The sequence below is a fragment of the Pseudomonas sp. 102515 genome (assembly GCF_031085165.1).
Classification (GTDB): Bacteria; Pseudomonadota; Gammaproteobacteria; order Pseudomonadales; family Pseudomonadaceae; genus Chryseomonas.
In genome coordinates this window covers 227431-243768 of the sequence record NZ_JAVHTY010000003.1, presented here as the reverse complement: position 1 = coordinate 243768, position 16338 = coordinate 227431, and the positions used below count along the sequence as shown (strand labels likewise).

Here is a 16338-nt window from a genome sequence, read left to right as displayed (position 1 = left end):
CGTAGGTCGGGTTGAGCGCAGCGAAGCCCAAGAGCAGAGCGCGCGGACGGCTCGCCCTGTTGGGCTTCGACGATGGCGCCGTCCCAGTCCAACCTACGGATGCATCGCGGCCTTGGGCCGGACAGGCAACGACCGCGATAACCCCTAACGAAAAAAGCCGACCGTCTCGCGACGGTCGGCTTTTTTCATGCCCGCGTGACTAGGCCGGGATGGACTTGATCTTCGGCATCCGCGCCCAGCAACGGTGCTTGGCGATGGCGGCGAAGAAGTCCTGCTGCACCGCCTTGAAATCGCCGCCGGTGAGCAGCGCCTCGTCGGGGCTCAGGTAGACCGCCTGGAGCAACTGTTCGGCTTCGCCGGTGAGGGCGATGGCCTTGAGGTGCTTGTAGGCTTCCAGCAGGTAGTGCTTGATCACGCCGTCGTCGAGCATGGCCTTGACGCTCTCGGCGCCGCCCGGCACATAGACCGCGTCCAGCGCCACCGAGGGCATGCCTTCGGCCGAACCGTCCACGGCCACTTCGCTGCCATCGGCGGCCTTGACCGGTCCTGCGGTGGGGCCGAGCACCTTCACATGGGCACCTTCGGCTTTGAGTGCCTGCTTGATGGCCTCCACTTCGCTGGCGATGACGCCGTCACCCACCAGCACCGCCACCTTGAAGCCCTTGATGTTGCCGGACAGCAGGTTGAGCTGGCTCAGCGCCGGCGACTTGTCGATGGAGATCTTGCGCGGCTGCACGGTGGGCGCGGTGGGCGGGATCACACCGACCTTCTTGGCCACCTTCTGCGCCAGTTCCAGATCGATGTTGGCGAGGATCTCGTTGACCTGCCGCTCGCGAATCCACATCCGCTCGACCTTGCCCAGCTCGAAGCTGTAGGCATCGGCGACGTGCGCCTGCTCGGCTTCCGACAGGCTGTTGTAGAACAGCGTGGCCTGGGAGAAGTGGTCGCCGAAGGTCTCGCTGCGTTCGCGCACCTTATGACCGTCGATGCGCTCGTAGTAGCTCTCGAAGCCACCGTCCTGGGGCGCCGGCGGGGTTTCCTTGGGCCAGCCGCCATCGATGGAGTTGGGCTCGTAGGAGGCGCGACCCTTGTCGATGGTCATGCGGTACTTGGCGTCGCGCTGGCCATTGTGGTTCGGCACCACCGGGCGGTTGACCGGCAGTTCGTGGAAGTTCGGCCCGCCCAGGCGGCTGATCTGGGTATCGGTGTAGGAGAACAGCCGGCCCTGCAGCAGCGGATCGTTGCTGAAGTCGATGCCGGGCACGACATGACCGGGGCAGAAGGCCACCTGCTCGGTCTCGGCGAAGTAGTTGTCCGGATTGCGATTGAGCACCAGCTTGCCCAGGGGCGTGATGGGCACCAGCTCCTCGGGGATGATCTTGGTGGCGTCGAGGATGTCCCAGTCGAACTTGTGCTCGTCTTCCTCGGGGATGATCTGCACGCCGAATTCCCATTCGGGATAGTCACCGGACTCGATGGCTTCCCAGAGGTCGCGACGGTGGGCATCGGTGTCCTTGCCGGCCAGCTTCTGGGCTTCGTCCCACACCAGGGAGCGCACGCCACCGGCGGGCTTGAGGTGGATCTTGACGAAGACGCCCTTGCCGGCCGTGTTGATCATGCGGAAGGTGTGGATGCCGAAACCCTGCATGCTGCGCAGGTTCACCGGGATGGCACGGTCGGTCATGGTCCAGAGCACCATGTGCGCCGACTCGGGCACCAGGGAGACGAAATCCCAGAAGGTGTCGTGGGCGCTGCCGCCAGTGGGGATCTCGTTGTGCGGCTCGGGCTTCACCGCATGGACGAAGTCGGGAAACTTGATGGCGTCCTGGATGAAGAAGACCGGCATGTTGTTGCCGACCATGTCCCAGTTGCCTTCCTCGGTGTAGAACTTGATGGCGAAGCCACGTACGTCGCGGACGGTGTCACCCGAGCCACGCGGGCCCTGTACGGTGGAAAAGCGCACGAACACCGGGGTCTGATGGTTGGGATCGCGAAAGAGCGCGGCCTTGGTCAGGTCGGACCAGTCCTGATAGGGCTGGAAGTAGCCATAGGCGCCGGTGCCACGAGCATGGACGATGCGCTCCGGGATGCGCTCGTGGTCGAAGTGGGTGATCTTCTCCCGCATGATGAAGTCTTCGAGCAGGGAAGGCCCGCGGGTGCCGGCGCGCAGCGAATTCTGGTTGTCGGCGATCTTGACGCCGTGATTGGTGCGCAGTGCCTGGCCGGTGGCATCGGAGCGGAACTGCTCCAGCTGCTCGAGTTTCTTCGAGGTGTTCTGGCGATCCAGGGTATCGGTACCGGCGAGTTCACTCTTGGGGGGCGTAGCCATGGGAAGTCCTCATCAGGCGCCTGGAGGGCGCTCTTTGCGTCCCCTACGGAATGTGGGGCGAATTCAGGCAGTCTTCTAGTGACTCGCGGTCCAGAGCCGGTGTTCCGCTTGGCTGATGCGAAGCGACGGGCTGTTCGCCTGGCGCCCGGCTGGGGTCTGGGCTGGCCATATGCCTTTATTGGCGTAATACCCGACAACAAGTGCTAAGCAGATATAAGCGCGCACGTTAAACTGCACGGCTGGATCACCATCCTGTTGTCTGACGATACCCACAAGGTTTTTCCATTGATCGAATTCCACGCTGTCCACAAGACGTACCGCACGCGCGGTCGCGAGGTCGCGGCGCTCCAGCCGGTCGACCTGAGGATCGAAGCCGGCGAGATCTTCGGCCTGATCGGCCATTCGGGTGCCGGCAAGAGCACCCTCTTGCGCCTGATCAACCGCCTCGAAGCCCCCAGTGGCGGTCGCCTGCTGGTCGATGGTGCCGAGGTCACCACCCTGGGTTCGACCGAGCTGCGCGATTTCCGCCGCCGCATCGGCATGATCTTCCAGCACTTCAACCTGCTCTCGTCCAAGACCGTGGCGGCCAACGTGGCCCTGCCTCTGGAACTGGCCGGCGGCCGCTCGCGGGCGCAGATCGCCCAGCGGGTCGAGGAGCTGCTGGCGCGGGTCGGCCTGTCCGACCAGGCGCGCAAGTATCCGGCGCAACTGTCCGGCGGCCAGAAGCAGCGCGTCGGCATCGCCCGCGCCCTGGCCACCGAGCCGAAGATCCTGCTCTGTGACGAGGCCACCAGTGCCCTCGATCCCCAGACCACCGCCCAGGTGCTGCAACTGCTCGCCGAGCTCAATCGCGAACTGGGCCTGACCATCGTGCTGATCACCCACGAGATGGATGTGATCCGTCGCGTCTGCGACCGCGTCGCCGTACTCGATGGTGGCGCCGTGGTGGAGCAGGGCACCGTCGCCGATGTCTTCCTGCATCCGCAGCACCCCACCACCCGCCGGTTTGTCTTCGAGGCCGAGCACCAGGACGAGGCCGACCTGGCCGACGCCTATGCCCACGTCGAGGGGCGCATCCTGCGCCTGACCTTCCGCGGCGAAGCCACCTATGCACCGCTGCTGGGCCACGTCGCCCGCGAGACCGGTGTGGACTACAGCATTCTCGGCGGTCGCATCGATCGCATCCGGGACGAGCCCTATGGCCAGCTCACCATCGCCCTGGTGGGCGGTGACCTGGACGCCGCCCTGGCTCGCTTCCAGGCCGCCGACGTCACCGTGGAGGTCCTGCGCTGATGGACGAACTCTTCAGCAACATCGACTGGGCCGAGATCTGGCAGGCGACCCAGGACACCCTGGCCATGCTCGGCTGGTCCATGCTCTTCACCCTGATCCTCGGGCTGCCGCTGGGCGTGCTGCTGTTTCTCACCAGCCGCCGCCAGCTGCTGGAGCAGCCGCTGGTCTACGGCATCCTCTCCTTCGTGGTCAACGTGCTGCGCTCGGTGCCCTTCATCATCCTGCTGATCCTGATGATCCCCATCACGGTCTGGCTGATCGGCACCTCCCTGGGTGTCGAGGGCGCCATTCCGCCGCTGGTGGTGGGCGCCGCGCCCTTCTTCGCCCGGCTGGTGGAGACCGCCCTGCGCGAGGTCGACCGCGGCATCATCGAGGCGACCCAGGCCATGGGCGCCAGTCTCTGGCAGATCGTCACCCGCACCCTGTTGCCCGAGGCCCTGCCCGGGCTGATCGCGGCCACCACCGTCACCGCCATCGCCCTGGTGTCCTACACCGCCATGGCCGGGGTGATCGGTGGTGGTGGCCTGGGCGATCTGGCCATCCGTTTCGGCTACCAGCGCTTCCAGACCGACGTCATGGTGGTCACGGTGCTCTTGCTGCTGGTGCTGGTCCAGGTACTGCAGATGGTCGGCGATCGCCTCGTCGCCCATTTCAGTCGTCGTTGATTCAGGCTTCATCCACTCGAAGGTTTTGCACAAGGAAAATCCCAGATGTCGCTGAAACGTACCCTGCTGTCCCTGGCCTTCGGCCTAGGTGTCGCCACCGCCGCCCAGGCCGCCGAGACCCTGACCGTCGCGGTCAATCCGGTGCCCCATGCGGAGATCCTGGAGTTCATCAAGCCGCAGCTGGCCAAGGAAGGCGTGGACCTGAAGATCAAGGTCTTCACCGACTACATCCAGCCCGATCGCCAGACCGATCAGAAGCAGGTGGATGCCAACTACTTCCAGACCAAGCCGTACTACGCCAGCTACCAGAAGAGCAACCCGAGCAGCGACCAGGTGCCGGTGGTGGCGGTGCACGTCGAGCCCTTCGGTGCCTATTCGCAGAAGATCAAGGACATCAAGGAACTCAAGGATGGCGCCACCGTGGCGATCCCCAACGACCCGAGCAACTCCGGTCGTGCGCTGCTGCTGATCGCCAAGCAGGGCCTGATCACCCTCAAGGATCCGAGCAACGTCACCGCCACCCCGCGGGACATCGTCGAGAATCCCAAGCACCTCAAGTTCAAGGAGCTGGAAGCCGCGACCCTGCCGCGCGTGCTGAACCAGGTCGACCTGGCGCTGATCAACGCCAACTACGCGCTGGAAGCCAAGCTGGTGCCGACCAAGGACGCCCTTTTCATCGAGAGCGGCGAGTCGCCCTACGCCAACCTGCTCTACACCCGCGCCGACAAGGCCAACGACCCGGCCATCCAGAAGCTGGCCAAGGCCCTGACCACCCCCGAGGTGAAGCAGTTCATCGAGAAGAAGTACCAGGGCGCCGTCGTTCCCGCGTTCTGAGCCTCCGCTCCACTGCCGTCGGCGCCCGCCAGAGGCGCCGACGGTTCCACCCCGCTTTAGGAAACTGCCATGAAGAAATTGCTCGCCACCGCCGCCCTGCTGGCCGCCAGCCTGAGCGCCCACGCCGCCGAGACCCTCAGCGTCGCCGCCACCCCGGTGCCCCACGCCGAGATCCTCGAATTCGTCAAACCCCAGCTGGCCAAGGAAGGGGTGGACCTGCAGATCAAGGTCTTCACCGACTACGTGCAGCCCAACCTGCAGGTGGCCCAGAAGCGTCTGGACGCCAATTTCTTCCAGCACCAGCCCTACCTGGATGAATTCAACAAGAGCCGCGGTACCGACCTGGTGACCGTCGCCCAGGTGCATGTCGAGCCCTTCGGCATCTATTCGCGGAAGATCAAGCAGCTCGCCGAACTCCGCGAAGGCGCCGTCGTGGCCATCCCCAGCGATGCCACCAACGGCGGCCGTGCCCTGCTGCTGCTGGAAAAGGCCGGCCTGATCACGCTCAAGGACAGCGCCAACATCCTGGCCACGCCCAAGGACATCGCCGAGAATCCCAAGCAGCTCAGGTTCAAGGAGCTGGAAGCCGCGACCCTGCCGCGCGTGCTGAATCAGGTCGACCTGGCGCTGATCAACACCAACTACGCCCTGGAAGCCAAGCTCAACCCGACCCAGGACGCCCTGCTGCTGGAAGGCAAGGAATCGCCCTATGCCAACATCCTGGTCGCCCGCCCGGACAACAAGGACAGCGACGCCGTGCAGAAGCTGGCCAAGGCGTTGAACACCCCGGCGGTGAAGCAGTTCATCGAAGAGAAGTACAAGGGCGCCGTGGTGCCGGCGTTCTGAGCGCTGCCTGACATGAAGAACGCCGGCCCAGTGCCGGCGTTTTTCATGGGGCTCAACGGCGTTTCAGGGGTCTGACGCCCATTCCCAGGCCAAAGGGTCGAAAGACCGCCTGCAGCGTCGCCAGGGTGGGATTGCCTTCGTCCGGCAATCTAGTGCCGAAATCCCGGCTCTAAGGAATAAATTTAGGCATTAAATTGCCGTTTTAGCTGTAACCGGCGCGCTGCCTCGGCGGCTGACGATCACCAGCAGCACGGCGGCGCCGACGGCCATCAGCAGCGGCAGGGCGTGACCGGTGAGCCACTGGCTGGCGGCGCCGGTGACCAGCGGACCGACCAGGCAGCCGAGCCCCCAGAGCTGGGCGATGCAGGCATTGGCGCTGACCAGTTCGGCGTCGCGATAGCGCTCGCCGACCAGGATCAGCGCCAGGGTGAAGAGGCCGCCGGCGGTGGCGCCGAACAGCACCAGCAGCGGCCAGACGCCGGAGGTGTGCAGCAGCAGCGGCAGGGCCAGGCTCACCGCCAGCAGGCCCAGGGTGCAGCCGAGAAACAGTCCCTGGCGCGAGAGGCGGTCGGCGAGCAGGCCCAGCGGCAGCTGCAGCAGGGCATCGCCCACCACCACGGCGCTGACCATGTACAGGGCCAGTTGCTGGCCGAAGCCCTGGTTGAGGGCGTAAACCGGCAGCAGGGTGAGGATCATCGCCTCGAAGCAGGCGAACAGCGCCACCGCCCAGGCGATGGCCGGGGCGCCGCGGCAGAAGTCCAGCAGCGCTCGCCAGGCCGCGGTGTGGCCGCCGGCGGCCGGGGCACCCTGGCGGCCGAGCAGCAGGGTGGCGCCGCCGAGCATGAGCAGGGCGCCCAGCCAGAAGCCCTGGTCGCCCTCGGTCCCCAGCACCCCCAGTAGCAGCGGACCAGCCAGCTGGCTCAGGGCATAGCTGCTGCCATAGAGCGCCACCAGGCGGCCGCGCCAGCGATCGGTGATGACCTGGTTCATCCAGCTTTCGCCGAGCACGAAGACCAGGGTGAGGATGGCGCCCAGGGCCAGGCGCAGGAGCAGCCACAGTGGATAGCTGGGCAGCAGCGACAGCAGGATCAGCGAGGCGGCGCCGCTCATCAGGCACAGCCGCATCAGTCGGGGTGTGCCGAGCCGCGCCGCCAGGCGCCCGGCCAGACTGGCGCCGGTGAGGATACCAAGGGCCGGTGAAGCGGCCATGACGCCGATGGCGAAGCTGCCATAACCCCAACCTTCCAGGCGTAGCGAGACCAGCGGCATCGACAGGCCGATGGCCAGACCGACGCTGATGACGCTGCCCAACACGGCGAAGTAGATGGCCCAGGGCATGGGCGGGGACGAGGAATTCATGGACGCAGCCTAGCTGTGAACGCGGATGACGGACAGCCGCCAAGAGCAGCTATGGAGCGCTGGGTATCCGTCCGGGTTCCGGTACGGTTGGCCTTTGCCGGGCTTTCGCGTAGCGTGCGCGCTACCTGAAGCCGGTTGGGAGATAACAGAAAATGCGGAAATGGCAGTGCATCGTGTGCGGCTATATCTATGACGAAGCCCTGGGCTGGCCGGATGACGGCATCGCGCCGGGGACGCGCTGGGAGGATGTGCCCGAGGATTGGCTGTGCCCGGATTGCGGCGTGGGCAAGGGCGACTTCGAGATGATCGCCATCGGCTGATCACCCCGCTCCGCGTCCTCCGCGCGGACACAAAAAAGGCATCGCAGGGGCGATGCCTTTTGGCTGCAGCGGCGATCCGTGCCGCCTCACGCTCAGCCTTCGATACTGTCCTTCAGCGCCTTGCCGGGCTTGAACGCCACCGTGTTGCTCGCACGAATCTTGACCGGCTCGCCGGTCTGGGGATTCTTCCCCATGCGGGCACCGCGGTGACGCGGCAGGAAGGTGCCGAAGCCAACCAGGGTAACGCTGTCCTTGCGATGCAGCGCATTTGCGATCTCATCCAACAGCGTGTTGAGCACGACGTTGGCCTGTTCCTTTGGAAGTCCGACTTTTTCAGCGATCACAGTCGCCAATTCAGGCTTGCGCATAGCTACCTCTCGTGGGGTCATTTTTAGCCGTGTGGGCGTCGCATGGCTTTCCTGGCAAAGCGATTACCCCCGAGATAGAGGGTGGCCCGACACAAAGATCGTTGGTGCGACAAAAGTCGAACCAAATAGCGTTATAAGGCAAACCCGAGAAGAGCGAAAGTTAATTAGCAGACTATTACCCATTGGTAGGATGACCGACGCCAACTTGGACATTTATCAGCCAATTCAGGCGCTTTTTGTGGACAGAGTGTCCACTTCGTGGAGTGGCCTTTGCATGGCACCGGGGCGCTGCGAGGCTCTGGCAAGCCAGTATCGCGATCAGCGATCGGTGATCGTGCTGGGGCTTGGCCGTCCATCGATGGGCCGCTAGCGTGGGGTGAGGCGTGGCGGAGCGCCTCCTGGCCGCTCCGCCACCCGGATCAGGCCGGTGCCTGGGTCGGCATGACCGGTTGACCCGCCGGGGCCTGGCCTTCCAGGCGCCGCTCCAGTGCCTTGGGCTCGATCACCAGCCGCATGCCATTGCTGGCCTGGGTCCGTCCCCAGTCCTCCAGCAGCTCCATGCAGGCATGATCGATATAGGAGACGTGCTCCAGGGGCACGTGCAGGGTGGTGCCCGGCTTGACCTGCTCCAGCACCTTGGTCAGCTGGGGTACGCGCAGGAAGGTCGCGGCGCCCAGCAGACGCAGATCGGCCTGGCCCGGCTGGTCCTCGCGATAGATCAGGCTCACCTTGAGCTGAGCTGCCTTGACCGCCAGGAAGGCGATCGACAGACCAAAGCCTACCAGCACCCCGGTCAGTAGATCGGTGGCGACGATCATGAGGGCGGTCAGGGCATAGATGACCATGGGGGTCCGGCCATAGCGCTTGAGTCCGGTCAGCGACTTGGGATCGGCCAGCTTGATACCGGTGAATACCAGCACGCCGGCCAGGCTCGCCACCGGCACCAACTTGAGCACGAAGGGCAGGGCGGCGACGAAGGCCAGCAGCCAGAGACCGTGGAAGATGGTGGAGGCGCGACTGGTGGCGCCGGCCTGGACATTGGCCGAGCTGCGCACGATGACCCCGGTCATGGGCAGCGCGCCGACGGCACCGCAGAGCAGGTTGCCGATGCCCTGGGCGCCCAGTTCCCGGTCGAAGTGCGAGCGCGGCCCGTTGTGCATGCGGTCCACCGCGGCGGCCGAGAGCAGGGTCTCGGCGCTGGCAATGAAAGCCAGGGCGAGGGCGGCCACCACCAGTTCGGCATTGGCCAGCATGCCGAGGTCGGCGAAGGTCACCCAGTCGATGGCATCGGCCAGGTTGTTGGGCACTTCCACGCGGCGGATGTCCAGCGCCAGCCAGAGACTGGCGAGGGTCGCCAGGGTCACCCCGATCAGGGCGCCGGGCAGGAAGCGCAGCGTCTGCGGGCGGAATTTCTCCCACAGCCACATGCTGGCGATGGTCAGCAGACCGATCAGCGCCGCCTGGGCGCCGCTGCCACTGCCGTTCCACTGGCCCGCCGCGGTGAGGGCGGCGCCCGGGAAGGCCAGCAGGTTGGAAAGACCCGAGGCCGCCGGTTTGGCATCCAACATCACGTGCAGTTGCGAGAGCACGATGAGAATGCCGATGCCGGCGAGCATGCCGTAGACCACCGCCGGTGAGGTGACGCGGAACCAGGCGCCCAGCCGGGTGAAGCCGGCGATGAGTTGCAGCAGACCGGCGAGCAGCAGGACCGGGCCCAGCGCCTCGATGCCATGGCGGTTGATCAGGTCGAAGACCAGCACCACCAGGCCGGCGGCCGGACCGCTGACCTGCAGCGGCGAGCCGGCGAGAAAGCCGACCACCAGGCCACCGATGATGCCGGTGATGATGCCCTTGGCCGGCGGCATGCCGGAGGCGATGGCGATCCCCATGCACAGCGGCAGGGCGACCAGAAACACCACGAGTGAGGCCAGGGCGTCGCGCGACAGGTTGCGCCCCGGGGTCTGTTGATTGCCAAGCATGGTCCTGGTCCTCCAGCGACTAGGAAAAAGGGTGCCCGCGTGTCATATCACGTCATATGACACGGTTCGGGATTCAGGCGGCTAGCGGCTAGGGTGGGCGATCCCGATGGAGCCCCAGGTGGGATCGTCCGGCGCGGTGCGCTGTTATGGGGACGGGTCGATCGGCCCCTCTCGGGGGTGGCCAGCCGGCGGACCGGCTGGCCGCGGTGGGTCAGGCCGGTTGCAGGCGCGGACGCGGGGTGGCGACTGGCATGTTTTCGCCATCCAGGGGCAGGAAGCGCTCCTGCTGGGCGTCGTACGCCTTGATTTCGCTGGTCTCGATGGAATAGACCCAGCCGTGGATCTGCAGCTGACCGCTGGCCAGACGGGAAGCCACGGAAGGATGGGTGCGCAGGTGGACCAGCTGGGCGACCACGTTTTCCTCGGTGAGGAAGCCCAGGGTGCCGCCGTGGCCGCAGTCGCAATGACCATGGTCTTCGACCACGGTACGGGCGACCTCGGCGTGGCGCAGCCAGACCTTTACCGTCGGCATCTTCTCCAGTGGATCGGGATTGAGCACGGCTTTCATGGCGCCGCAGTCGGAGTGGCCGCAGATGATGATGTGCTTGACGCCCAGGGCCACGACCGCGTACTCGATGGCGGTGGAGACGCCGCCGTTCATCTGGCCGTAGGGGGGCACCACGTTGCCGACGTTCCGGGTCACGAACAGATCGCCCGGCGAGCTTTGGGTGATCAGTTCCGGGACGATGCGCGAGTCGGCGCAGGTGATGAACATGGCCTTGGGTGACTGCGCACTGGCGAGTTTCTTGAACAGCGCTTCCTGTTCGGGAAAGACATCCTGGCGGAAACGCTTGAAACCATCGACCAGCTGCAGGAGGGCCTCGTCGGGTGCGCCGAAGGTATCCGTGTTGTCGCTCATCTGTTTCTGACCTCTTCTCAAGTACGCAATGGCAGCGGCAAGCGCTGGTTAGTGGCTAGACGCCCCCTGGCATCGCCTCGATACGCCCCGGCCCTCTCGGGCGCTGGCGGCTTCATTGTCTGGCGGTCCATCGCGTATCCGGGCGTTGTCCTGGCACCCGGTAGGCCATCTTGGTGACCTCAACCTTAATCCACGCTGAAACAATAGCTCGTGACGGACAACGCGGAAGATATTTCAAACTTATACTGAGATCATCCCGCCATTATCGCCACACGATCATTACATTTCGCCCTTTTATCGGCACGAACCCGGAATTTCGCCACCGGATCGCGGTTTTCCCCGTGAAGAAAACGTGAATCGCGATAGCCGAGCAGATTTCCTTGGCGATCAGTGGCTTGCGAGAGATGTGCAAAAATGTGAACGCAATGCCGCTGGCGGAAATCGAGCGTCTTTCGCCCGCTTTGCATCCGGCCTGTGATCTGCGGCACAGTGCCGCAGCCTAGACCTTTCGCCAGGCTTTCAATAGTCCCAATGCCCTATAGGACAAGGGTCTGCTGCGTTTGCTCGATAGTGGCGGGGAAATGCGGGCCGACAAGCCGCCTCAGGATTTGCACCTTGCGGTCGATAGCGGGGGCTTTCCAGGCTCAACGGAAACTCTCCATGTCCTTTCGTAATCTCTCCATCGCGCGGCGCGCTACCCTTGGTTTCGCCTTTATCGGTCTGCTCCTGCTGCTGCTCGGCGGCACCGCCCTCGTCAAGATGAACGATATCCGCGCCTCGGGCCTGGCCATCGAGGACCGCGCCATGCCTCGCGTGGCGGCTCTCGACGAACTGACCGCCCTGACCCTGCGCCTGCGGGTACTCTCCTATCGCCTGCTGCTCAATCGCGAGCCCGAGATCATCGCCAAGACCCAGGCGCTGTTCCAGCAGCGCAACGGCCAGATGCGCGCCGCCCAGCAGCGCTACGAGGCGCTGATCCAGTCCGATGAAGAACGCACCGCCTACGGCCGCTACGGTCAGCTGATCACCCAGTACGATGGTCTGCAGCAGCGCATGCTGGCGTTTTCCGCCGCCGATCAGCTGGAGCCCCTGCGCCGCCTGCTCAACGAAGACCTGCTGGCCAACTCCGATGCGGTCAACGGCGTGCTCAAGCAACTCACCGACCTGGTGGATCAGCAGACCGCCGCGGCCAACGCCCAGTCCGCTGCCGACTATCGTCACGCCATCCAGTGGCTGCTGCTGCTGCTGGCGGCTACCGCGCTGCTGACCGTGGTCTTCGCCTGGCTGCTGATCCGCAGCATCACCCAGCCCATCGCCCGCGCCGTGCAGGCCGCCGAGGTGATCGCCACCGGCGACCTCAGCCAGGAGATCCACAGCGAAGGCCGCGACGAGGCCGCGCGCCTGCTGCAGGCCATGAAGACCATGCAGGGCCAGCTGCGCCAGACCCTGCAGGGCATCCTCGGGTCGGCCACCCAGCTCGCCTCGGCGGCGGAAGAACTCAATGCCGTGACCGATGAATCCAGTCGCGGCCTGCAGCGCCAGAACGCCGAGATCGAACAGGCCGCCACCGCGGTGAACCAGATGTCGTCGGCGGTGGACGAGGTGGCGCGCAATGCCGTCAGCACCTCCCAGGCCTCCCAGGAGTCGGCCGGTGTGGCCCGTGACGGCCGCGACCTGGTGCAGGAGACCGTGGGCGCCATCGCCACCATGAGCGACGACGTCCAGCACGGCGCCACCCTGGTGGGCGACCTGGCGGTCCAGGTCAACGACATCGGCAAGGTGCTCGACGTGATCCGCAGCGTGGCCGAACAGACCAACCTGCTGGCGCTCAACGCCGCCATCGAGGCGGCGCGCGCCGGTGAAGCGGGTCGTGGCTTCGCCGTGGTGGCCGACGAGGTGCGGGCGTTGGCCCATCGCACCCAGGAATCCACCCGCGAGATCGAGACCTCCATCGCCACCATCCAGCAGGGCACCGATCAGGCGGTGGCGGCCATGCGCAGCAGCACCGAGCGCGCCCAGTCCACCCTGGAAGTGGCCCGCGGTGCCGGCCATGCCCTGGAGCGCATCCATGGCGCCATCGGCGGCATCAACGAACGCAATCTGGTCATCGCCAGCGCGGCGGAAGAGCAGGCCCAGGTGGCCCGCGAAGTGGATCGCAACCTGGTGAACATCCGCGAGTTGTCGGTCCAGACCGCCGCGGGTGCCGAGCAGTCCAGCGCCGCCAGCGCCGAGCTGTCGCGCCTGGCCGTGGACCTCAATGGTCTGGTGACGCGCTTCCGCCTGTGATCCAGGCGGGGCCGGCCGCTTCGGTGGCCGGACGCTGCGGCCCTAGCCGGGGCCGAGCAGCTGCAGCACGCCGGTCAGCAGCACCAGCAGGCCCAGGGGCGAGGCGAGAAAGGACAGCAGCAGGCACCTCAGGCGAGGGCCGCGCGGGGTAGGGCAGGTCGTCATGACGTCAGGCAGCTCCTTAGCGAGAACGGGCGCCACGCCTGGCGCCCGGGGCCAATTTTCGCCTGTAGCGGCGACGACGTCATGCCAAGAAAACGTAAAGTTGGGTAAAGCCGCGGCTACCGCCGGGACGCCTGGTCCCGAGGGTAGCGGCGCGTCGGGCTAAACGCGAAAGCGCGCCGCCAGGCCGTGGATCTCGCGGGTCAGCGCGACGAGCTGGCGACTGGAGGTCTCGATCTGGTCGGCGCCGCGCTTGGACACGCCTGCCAGTTCGCGGATATTGATCAGGTTGCGATCCACCTCCCGCGCCACCTGGGCCTGTTCCTCGGCGGCGCTGGCGATGACCAGGTTGCGCTCGTTGATGTCGCCGATGGCGACGAAGATGTGCTCCAGGCTCTCGCCGGGGCGTTGGGTGGTGCTCAGGGTGGTGCCGGCCAGGGTGCTGCTGCGCTGGATGGCAGCCACCGCCTGACCGGTGCCGGTCTGGATGTTGCCGATCATCTGCTCGATCTCCAGGGTCGACTGGCGGGTACGCTGGGCCAGGCTGCGCACCTCGTCGGCCACCACGGCGAAGCCACGGCCGGCATCGCCGGCGCGCGCGGCCTCGATGGCGGCGTTGAGCGCCAGCAGGTTGGTCTGCTCGGAGACGGCGCGGATCACGTCCAGCACCTTGCCGATCTGGTTGGCCTGCTGCGCCAGGCTGGCGATTACGGCTTCGCTTTCGTTGACTGTGGTCTGCATGCTCTGCAATTCGCTGAGCACCTCGGCCACCTGGCCGCGACTGCCCGCGGCCAGGCGATCGGATTCGCGGGCGGTATCCGAGGTGGACGCGGCGTTGCGTGCCACCTCTTCCACGGCGGTGGTCATCTCGGTCACCGCCGTCACGGCCTGTTCCAGTTCCTGCTGTTGCTGATTCAGGGTGCGGTTGCTCTGGGCCGTCACCTGGCCCAGTTCCTGGGCGGCGCTGTCGAGTTGCTCGGCGGTGCGATTGAGCTGGGCCAGGGTGTCGCGCTGGCGACTCTGCAGGGTGGCGAGGCCGGCGAACAGCTGACCGATCTCGTCATGGCTGCGCACCTCGATACGGCGGGTCAGATCGCCTTCGCTCATGGCGGCGAAGTGCTCGCCGGCCTCGTTGAGCGGGGCCAGCACGCGGCGGGCGATGAACCAGCCGGAGAGCACCGCCAGCAGCAGGGTCAGACCGACCAGCAGCAGGCTGCCGATCTGGGCCTGGGACACGCGACTGTCGGAGGCGGCGAGGGTGGCCGCGATGCGGCTGGTGATCTCGTCGGTGAAGGCCTGGCGGGTATCGGCGAAGGCCGTGCTGGCACCCTTGGCCCCGTCGCTGATACGGATGTAGCCGGGCAGGTCGCCGGCGCGGCAGGCGGCGATCTGCCCTTCGACGATGACCTTGTAGGCGTCGAAGGCCTTGAGCATGGCTTCGATCTGGCCACTCAGTTTGGGATCGCCGACGCTGGCCTGCATGTCGGTGATCAGCTTGCGGGCGATGTCCAATCGCTCCAGTGCCAGCTTCACGCCTTTCTCGGCCTTGGCCGCATCGCCGTTGACCCGGTCGAGCATGGCGGTATGGGAGTTGGCGCTGGCGCGGCTGATCCAGGTGGCGGCGTTGTTGACCCGGTCCAGCTGCTCCATGGTCAGACTATCCAGGTCGCGGATCTGCTGGGCACTGGTCCGGGCGCTGAGCCACCCATAGAGGCAAGCCAGCAGCAGGCAGGCGACGAACAGGCTGAGCACGCTGTACATCCCGGTACGGATTCTTGTTGTTTTTTTCATGTTGGACTCTCTGACGACGTCGCTGGCTGGGATGCGCAATACGACTTTGGTAAGGCTTTCCGCCAGCAGTACGCCAAAGGCGCGAGTAGGCGTCGATGACCTGGAGCCAGTCGGTATCAGTTAAGCGCCGAAGAGTCGTCGGATGTCTTCAGAAGGGCAGGCAGGGGTGGGCCCGACGGACGCCGGGCCCGGAGGGATCAGGACAGCGGGGTGAACTGGATGACTTCGACCCAGTAGCCATCGGGGTCCTTGATGAAGGCGATTTCCTTCATGCTGCCGTCGGTCAGGCGCTTCTGGAAGGCGACGCCAAGTTGCTCGAACCGCTCGCAGGCGGCGCGGATGTCCGGGACCGCCACGCAGGTGTGGCCGAAGCCGCGTGGATCGCTGTTGCCATTGTGGTAGCTGAACTCCGCGTCGTTCTCGGTACCGTGGTTATGAGTCAGCTCGAGAATGCCCGGGGTCGACTTGCGCCAGCGCTGGCGGGCTTCCGGGTCCTCCGGCACCTGGTTACGATCGACCAGGGCAAGGAAGGTCAGGCTGAACTTGGCGTCCGGGAAATCCTTGTGATCGACCACGGTGAAACCCAGCACGCGGGTATAGAAGTCCAGTGAGGTCTCCAGGTTCTTGACCCGCAGCATGGTGTGGTTGAAGACGAACTCGCGGGTGGCGGCGTCGGGCTGGGCGGTCACGCCCGGCAGGTTGTCGAATTGGCTCAGCGACATCAGAAGTCTCCGGTGAAGGGGTGTGGAAAATTGGAGAGGCGGCCCCGCGCAACGTTCCCGGCGGGAAAGGCGCCTGGGCGGTCGCTCACGAAAAAGGGCGGGCAGTCTAAAGGCTTCCAGCGCCGCTGCCCAAAGCTTCCGGGCGCTGCTCGCCGCTGCGCTGTGCGACGAATGGTCGAAACACCCGGCTAGAGCCGCAGTCGGATTTTACAAGCGCACTGCCTGTGCGATCCCAAGGAGACTGATATGAGCAGCACCAGCGACAAGATCAAGGGTACCGCCAAAGAAGTGGCCGGCAAGGTCAAGCAAGGCGTCGGCGATGCCACCGACAACTCGCGCATGAAAGGCGAGGGTCGTGCCCAGGAAGCCGAAGGCAAACTGCAAAAGAACGTCGGCAAGGGTAAGGAAGCGGTCAAGAACACCATCGACCGCGCTTGAGTCCAGGCTGTACGGAAAAGGCCGCCC

At 65.6% G+C, this 16338-nt stretch carries 15 protein-coding genes and 1 pseudogene; 8 read left to right on the top strand and 8 right to left on the bottom strand.

Going from position 1 to position 16338, the window contains the following annotated elements; translation table 11 throughout:
• Positions 1-199: 199 nt before the first annotated feature.
• Positions 200-2329, bottom strand: coding sequence for a catalase HPII (katE, locus tag RCF34_RS12445; RefSeq protein ID WP_308708446.1), 2130 nt, complete (start codon positions 2327-2329; stop codon positions 200-202).
• Positions 2330-2614: 285 nt separating this feature from the next.
• On the opposite strand from katE, the gene RCF34_RS12440 reads away from it, so the two are divergent.
• The 4 genes from RCF34_RS12440 (at position 2615) to RCF34_RS12425 (ending at position 5967) form a co-directional block, all read left to right on the top strand.
• Positions 2615-3622, top strand: a complete 1008-nt coding sequence (locus RCF34_RS12440; protein WP_308708445.1) for a methionine ABC transporter ATP-binding protein — start codon at positions 2615-2617, stop codon at positions 3620-3622.
• Entirely contained in the window at positions 3622-4287 is a 666-nt protein-coding gene (locus tag RCF34_RS12435) for a methionine ABC transporter permease (RefSeq protein ID WP_017639302.1), read from the top strand. The genes RCF34_RS12440 and RCF34_RS12435 overlap by 1 nt, the downstream gene beginning before the upstream one ends.
• A gap of 51 nt (positions 4288-4338) precedes the next feature.
• The gene (locus RCF34_RS12430; RefSeq protein ID WP_374941190.1) at positions 4339-5121 is read left to right on the top strand and encodes a MetQ/NlpA family ABC transporter substrate-binding protein; all 783 of its coding nucleotides are present in this window, start codon (positions 4339-4341) and stop codon (positions 5119-5121) included.
• A gap of 69 nt (positions 5122-5190) precedes the next feature.
• Positions 5191-5967 carry a MetQ/NlpA family ABC transporter substrate-binding protein gene (locus RCF34_RS12425; protein ID WP_308708443.1) on the top strand — a complete coding sequence of 259 codons (777 nt, stop codon included), beginning with the start codon at positions 5191-5193 and terminating at the stop codon, positions 5965-5967.
• A 189-nt stretch (positions 5968-6156) separates the two neighbouring features.
• Here the strand turns inward: RCF34_RS12425 and RCF34_RS12420 are convergent, their stop codons facing one another.
• Positions 6157-7305 carry an MFS transporter gene (locus tag RCF34_RS12420; RefSeq protein ID WP_308708971.1) on the bottom strand — a complete coding sequence of 383 codons (1149 nt, stop codon included), beginning with the start codon at positions 7303-7305 and terminating at the stop codon, positions 6157-6159.
• 173 nt (positions 7306-7478) lie between these two features.
• On the opposite strand from RCF34_RS12420, the gene RCF34_RS12415 reads away from it, so the two are divergent.
• The gene (locus RCF34_RS12415; RefSeq protein ID WP_007161456.1) at positions 7479-7646 is read left to right on the top strand and encodes a rubredoxin; all 168 of its coding nucleotides are present in this window, start codon (positions 7479-7481) and stop codon (positions 7644-7646) included.
• A 92-nt stretch (positions 7647-7738) separates the two neighbouring features.
• Here RCF34_RS12415 and RCF34_RS12410 read toward each other — a convergent pair whose 3' ends face one another.
• From RCF34_RS12410 to RCF34_RS12400, 3 genes are all read right to left on the bottom strand, one after another.
• Positions 7739-8014, bottom strand: a complete 276-nt coding sequence (locus RCF34_RS12410; RefSeq protein ID WP_017639309.1) for an HU family DNA-binding protein — start codon at positions 8012-8014, stop codon at positions 7739-7741.
• Positions 8015-8433: 419 nt separating this feature from the next.
• Positions 8434-9993, bottom strand: coding sequence for a SulP family inorganic anion transporter (locus RCF34_RS12405; protein ID WP_308708442.1), 1560 nt, complete (start codon positions 9991-9993; stop codon positions 8434-8436).
• A 211-nt stretch (positions 9994-10204) separates the two neighbouring features.
• Positions 10205-10912 (bottom strand): carbonic anhydrase, encoded by a 708-nt coding sequence (locus RCF34_RS12400; protein WP_133860378.1) that lies wholly within the window; start codon positions 10910-10912, stop codon positions 10205-10207.
• 531 nt (positions 10913-11443) lie between these two features.
• Between RCF34_RS12400 and RCF34_RS23035 the strand changes: the two are divergent.
• Positions 11444-12343, top strand: a pseudogene (locus RCF34_RS23035) (MCP four helix bundle domain-containing protein); the annotation flags it as partial.
• Complete coding sequence (locus RCF34_RS23030) at positions 12326-13198, top strand: methyl-accepting chemotaxis protein (RefSeq protein ID WP_374941189.1); 873 nt, start codon at positions 12326-12328, stop codon at positions 13196-13198. The pseudogene RCF34_RS23035 and the gene RCF34_RS23030, both read left to right, overlap by 18 nt.
• A 42-nt stretch (positions 13199-13240) precedes the next feature.
• Here the strand turns inward: RCF34_RS23030 and RCF34_RS12390 are convergent, their stop codons facing one another.
• The 3 genes from RCF34_RS12390 to gloA all read right to left on the bottom strand — a co-directional run bounded on the left by RCF34_RS12390 (position 13241) and on the right by gloA (position 15873).
• Complete coding sequence (locus RCF34_RS12390) at positions 13241-13363, bottom strand: hypothetical protein (protein ID WP_255211814.1); 123 nt, start codon at positions 13361-13363, stop codon at positions 13241-13243.
• Between the two features lie 159 nt (positions 13364-13522).
• Positions 13523-15151 (bottom strand): methyl-accepting chemotaxis protein, encoded by a 1629-nt coding sequence (locus RCF34_RS12385; protein WP_308708440.1) that lies wholly within the window; start codon positions 15149-15151, stop codon positions 13523-13525.
• A 197-nt stretch (positions 15152-15348) separates the two neighbouring features.
• Complete coding sequence (gloA, locus tag RCF34_RS12380) at positions 15349-15873, bottom strand: lactoylglutathione lyase (RefSeq protein ID WP_308708439.1); 525 nt, start codon at positions 15871-15873, stop codon at positions 15349-15351.
• A 246-nt stretch (positions 15874-16119) separates the two neighbouring features.
• Here gloA and RCF34_RS12375 point away from each other — a divergent pair, with 246 nt between their 5' ends.
• The gene (locus tag RCF34_RS12375) at positions 16120-16311 is read left to right on the top strand and encodes a CsbD family protein (RefSeq protein ID WP_026083651.1); all 192 of its coding nucleotides are present in this window, start codon (positions 16120-16122) and stop codon (positions 16309-16311) included.
• Positions 16312-16338: the final 27 nt, after the last annotated feature.

Excerpts from the sequence above, each read along its gene's own strand:
- katE (WP_308708446.1), bottom strand. The coding sequence starts at position 2,329 with ATGGCTACGCCCCCCAAGAGTGAACTCGCCGGTACCGATACCCTGGAT.
- RCF34_RS12435 (WP_017639302.1), top strand. The coding sequence starts at position 3,622 with ATGGACGAACTCTTCAGCAACATCGACTGGGCCGAGATCTGGCAGGCG.
- RCF34_RS12425 (WP_308708443.1), top strand. The coding sequence starts at position 5,191 with ATGAAGAAATTGCTCGCCACCGCCGCCCTGCTGGCCGCCAGCCTGAGC.
- RCF34_RS12420 (WP_308708971.1), bottom strand. The coding sequence starts at position 7,305 with ATGCCCTGGGCCATCTACTTCGCCGTGTTGGGCAGCGTCATCAGCGTC.
- RCF34_RS12415 (WP_007161456.1), top strand. The coding sequence starts at position 7,479 with ATGCGGAAATGGCAGTGCATCGTGTGCGGCTATATCTATGACGAAGCC.
- RCF34_RS12410 (WP_017639309.1), bottom strand. The coding sequence starts at position 8,014 with ATGCGCAAGCCTGAATTGGCGACTGTGATCGCTGAAAAAGTCGGACTT.
- RCF34_RS12405 (WP_308708442.1), bottom strand. The coding sequence starts at position 9,993 with ATGCTTGGCAATCAACAGACCCCGGGGCGCAACCTGTCGCGCGACGCC.
- RCF34_RS12400 (WP_133860378.1), bottom strand. The coding sequence starts at position 10,912 with ATGAGCGACAACACGGATACCTTCGGCGCACCCGACGAGGCCCTCCTG.
- RCF34_RS23030 (WP_374941189.1), top strand. The coding sequence starts at position 12,326 with ATGAAGACCATGCAGGGCCAGCTGCGCCAGACCCTGCAGGGCATCCTC.
- RCF34_RS12390 (WP_255211814.1), bottom strand. The coding sequence starts at position 13,363 with ATGACGACCTGCCCTACCCCGCGCGGCCCTCGCCTGAGGTGCCTGCTG.
- RCF34_RS12385 (WP_308708440.1), bottom strand. The coding sequence starts at position 15,151 with ATGAAAAAAACAACAAGAATCCGTACCGGGATGTACAGCGTGCTCAGC.
- gloA (WP_308708439.1), bottom strand. The coding sequence starts at position 15,873 with ATGTCGCTGAGCCAATTCGACAACCTGCCGGGCGTGACCGCCCAGCCC.
- RCF34_RS12375 (WP_026083651.1), top strand. The coding sequence starts at position 16,120 with ATGAGCAGCACCAGCGACAAGATCAAGGGTACCGCCAAAGAAGTGGCC.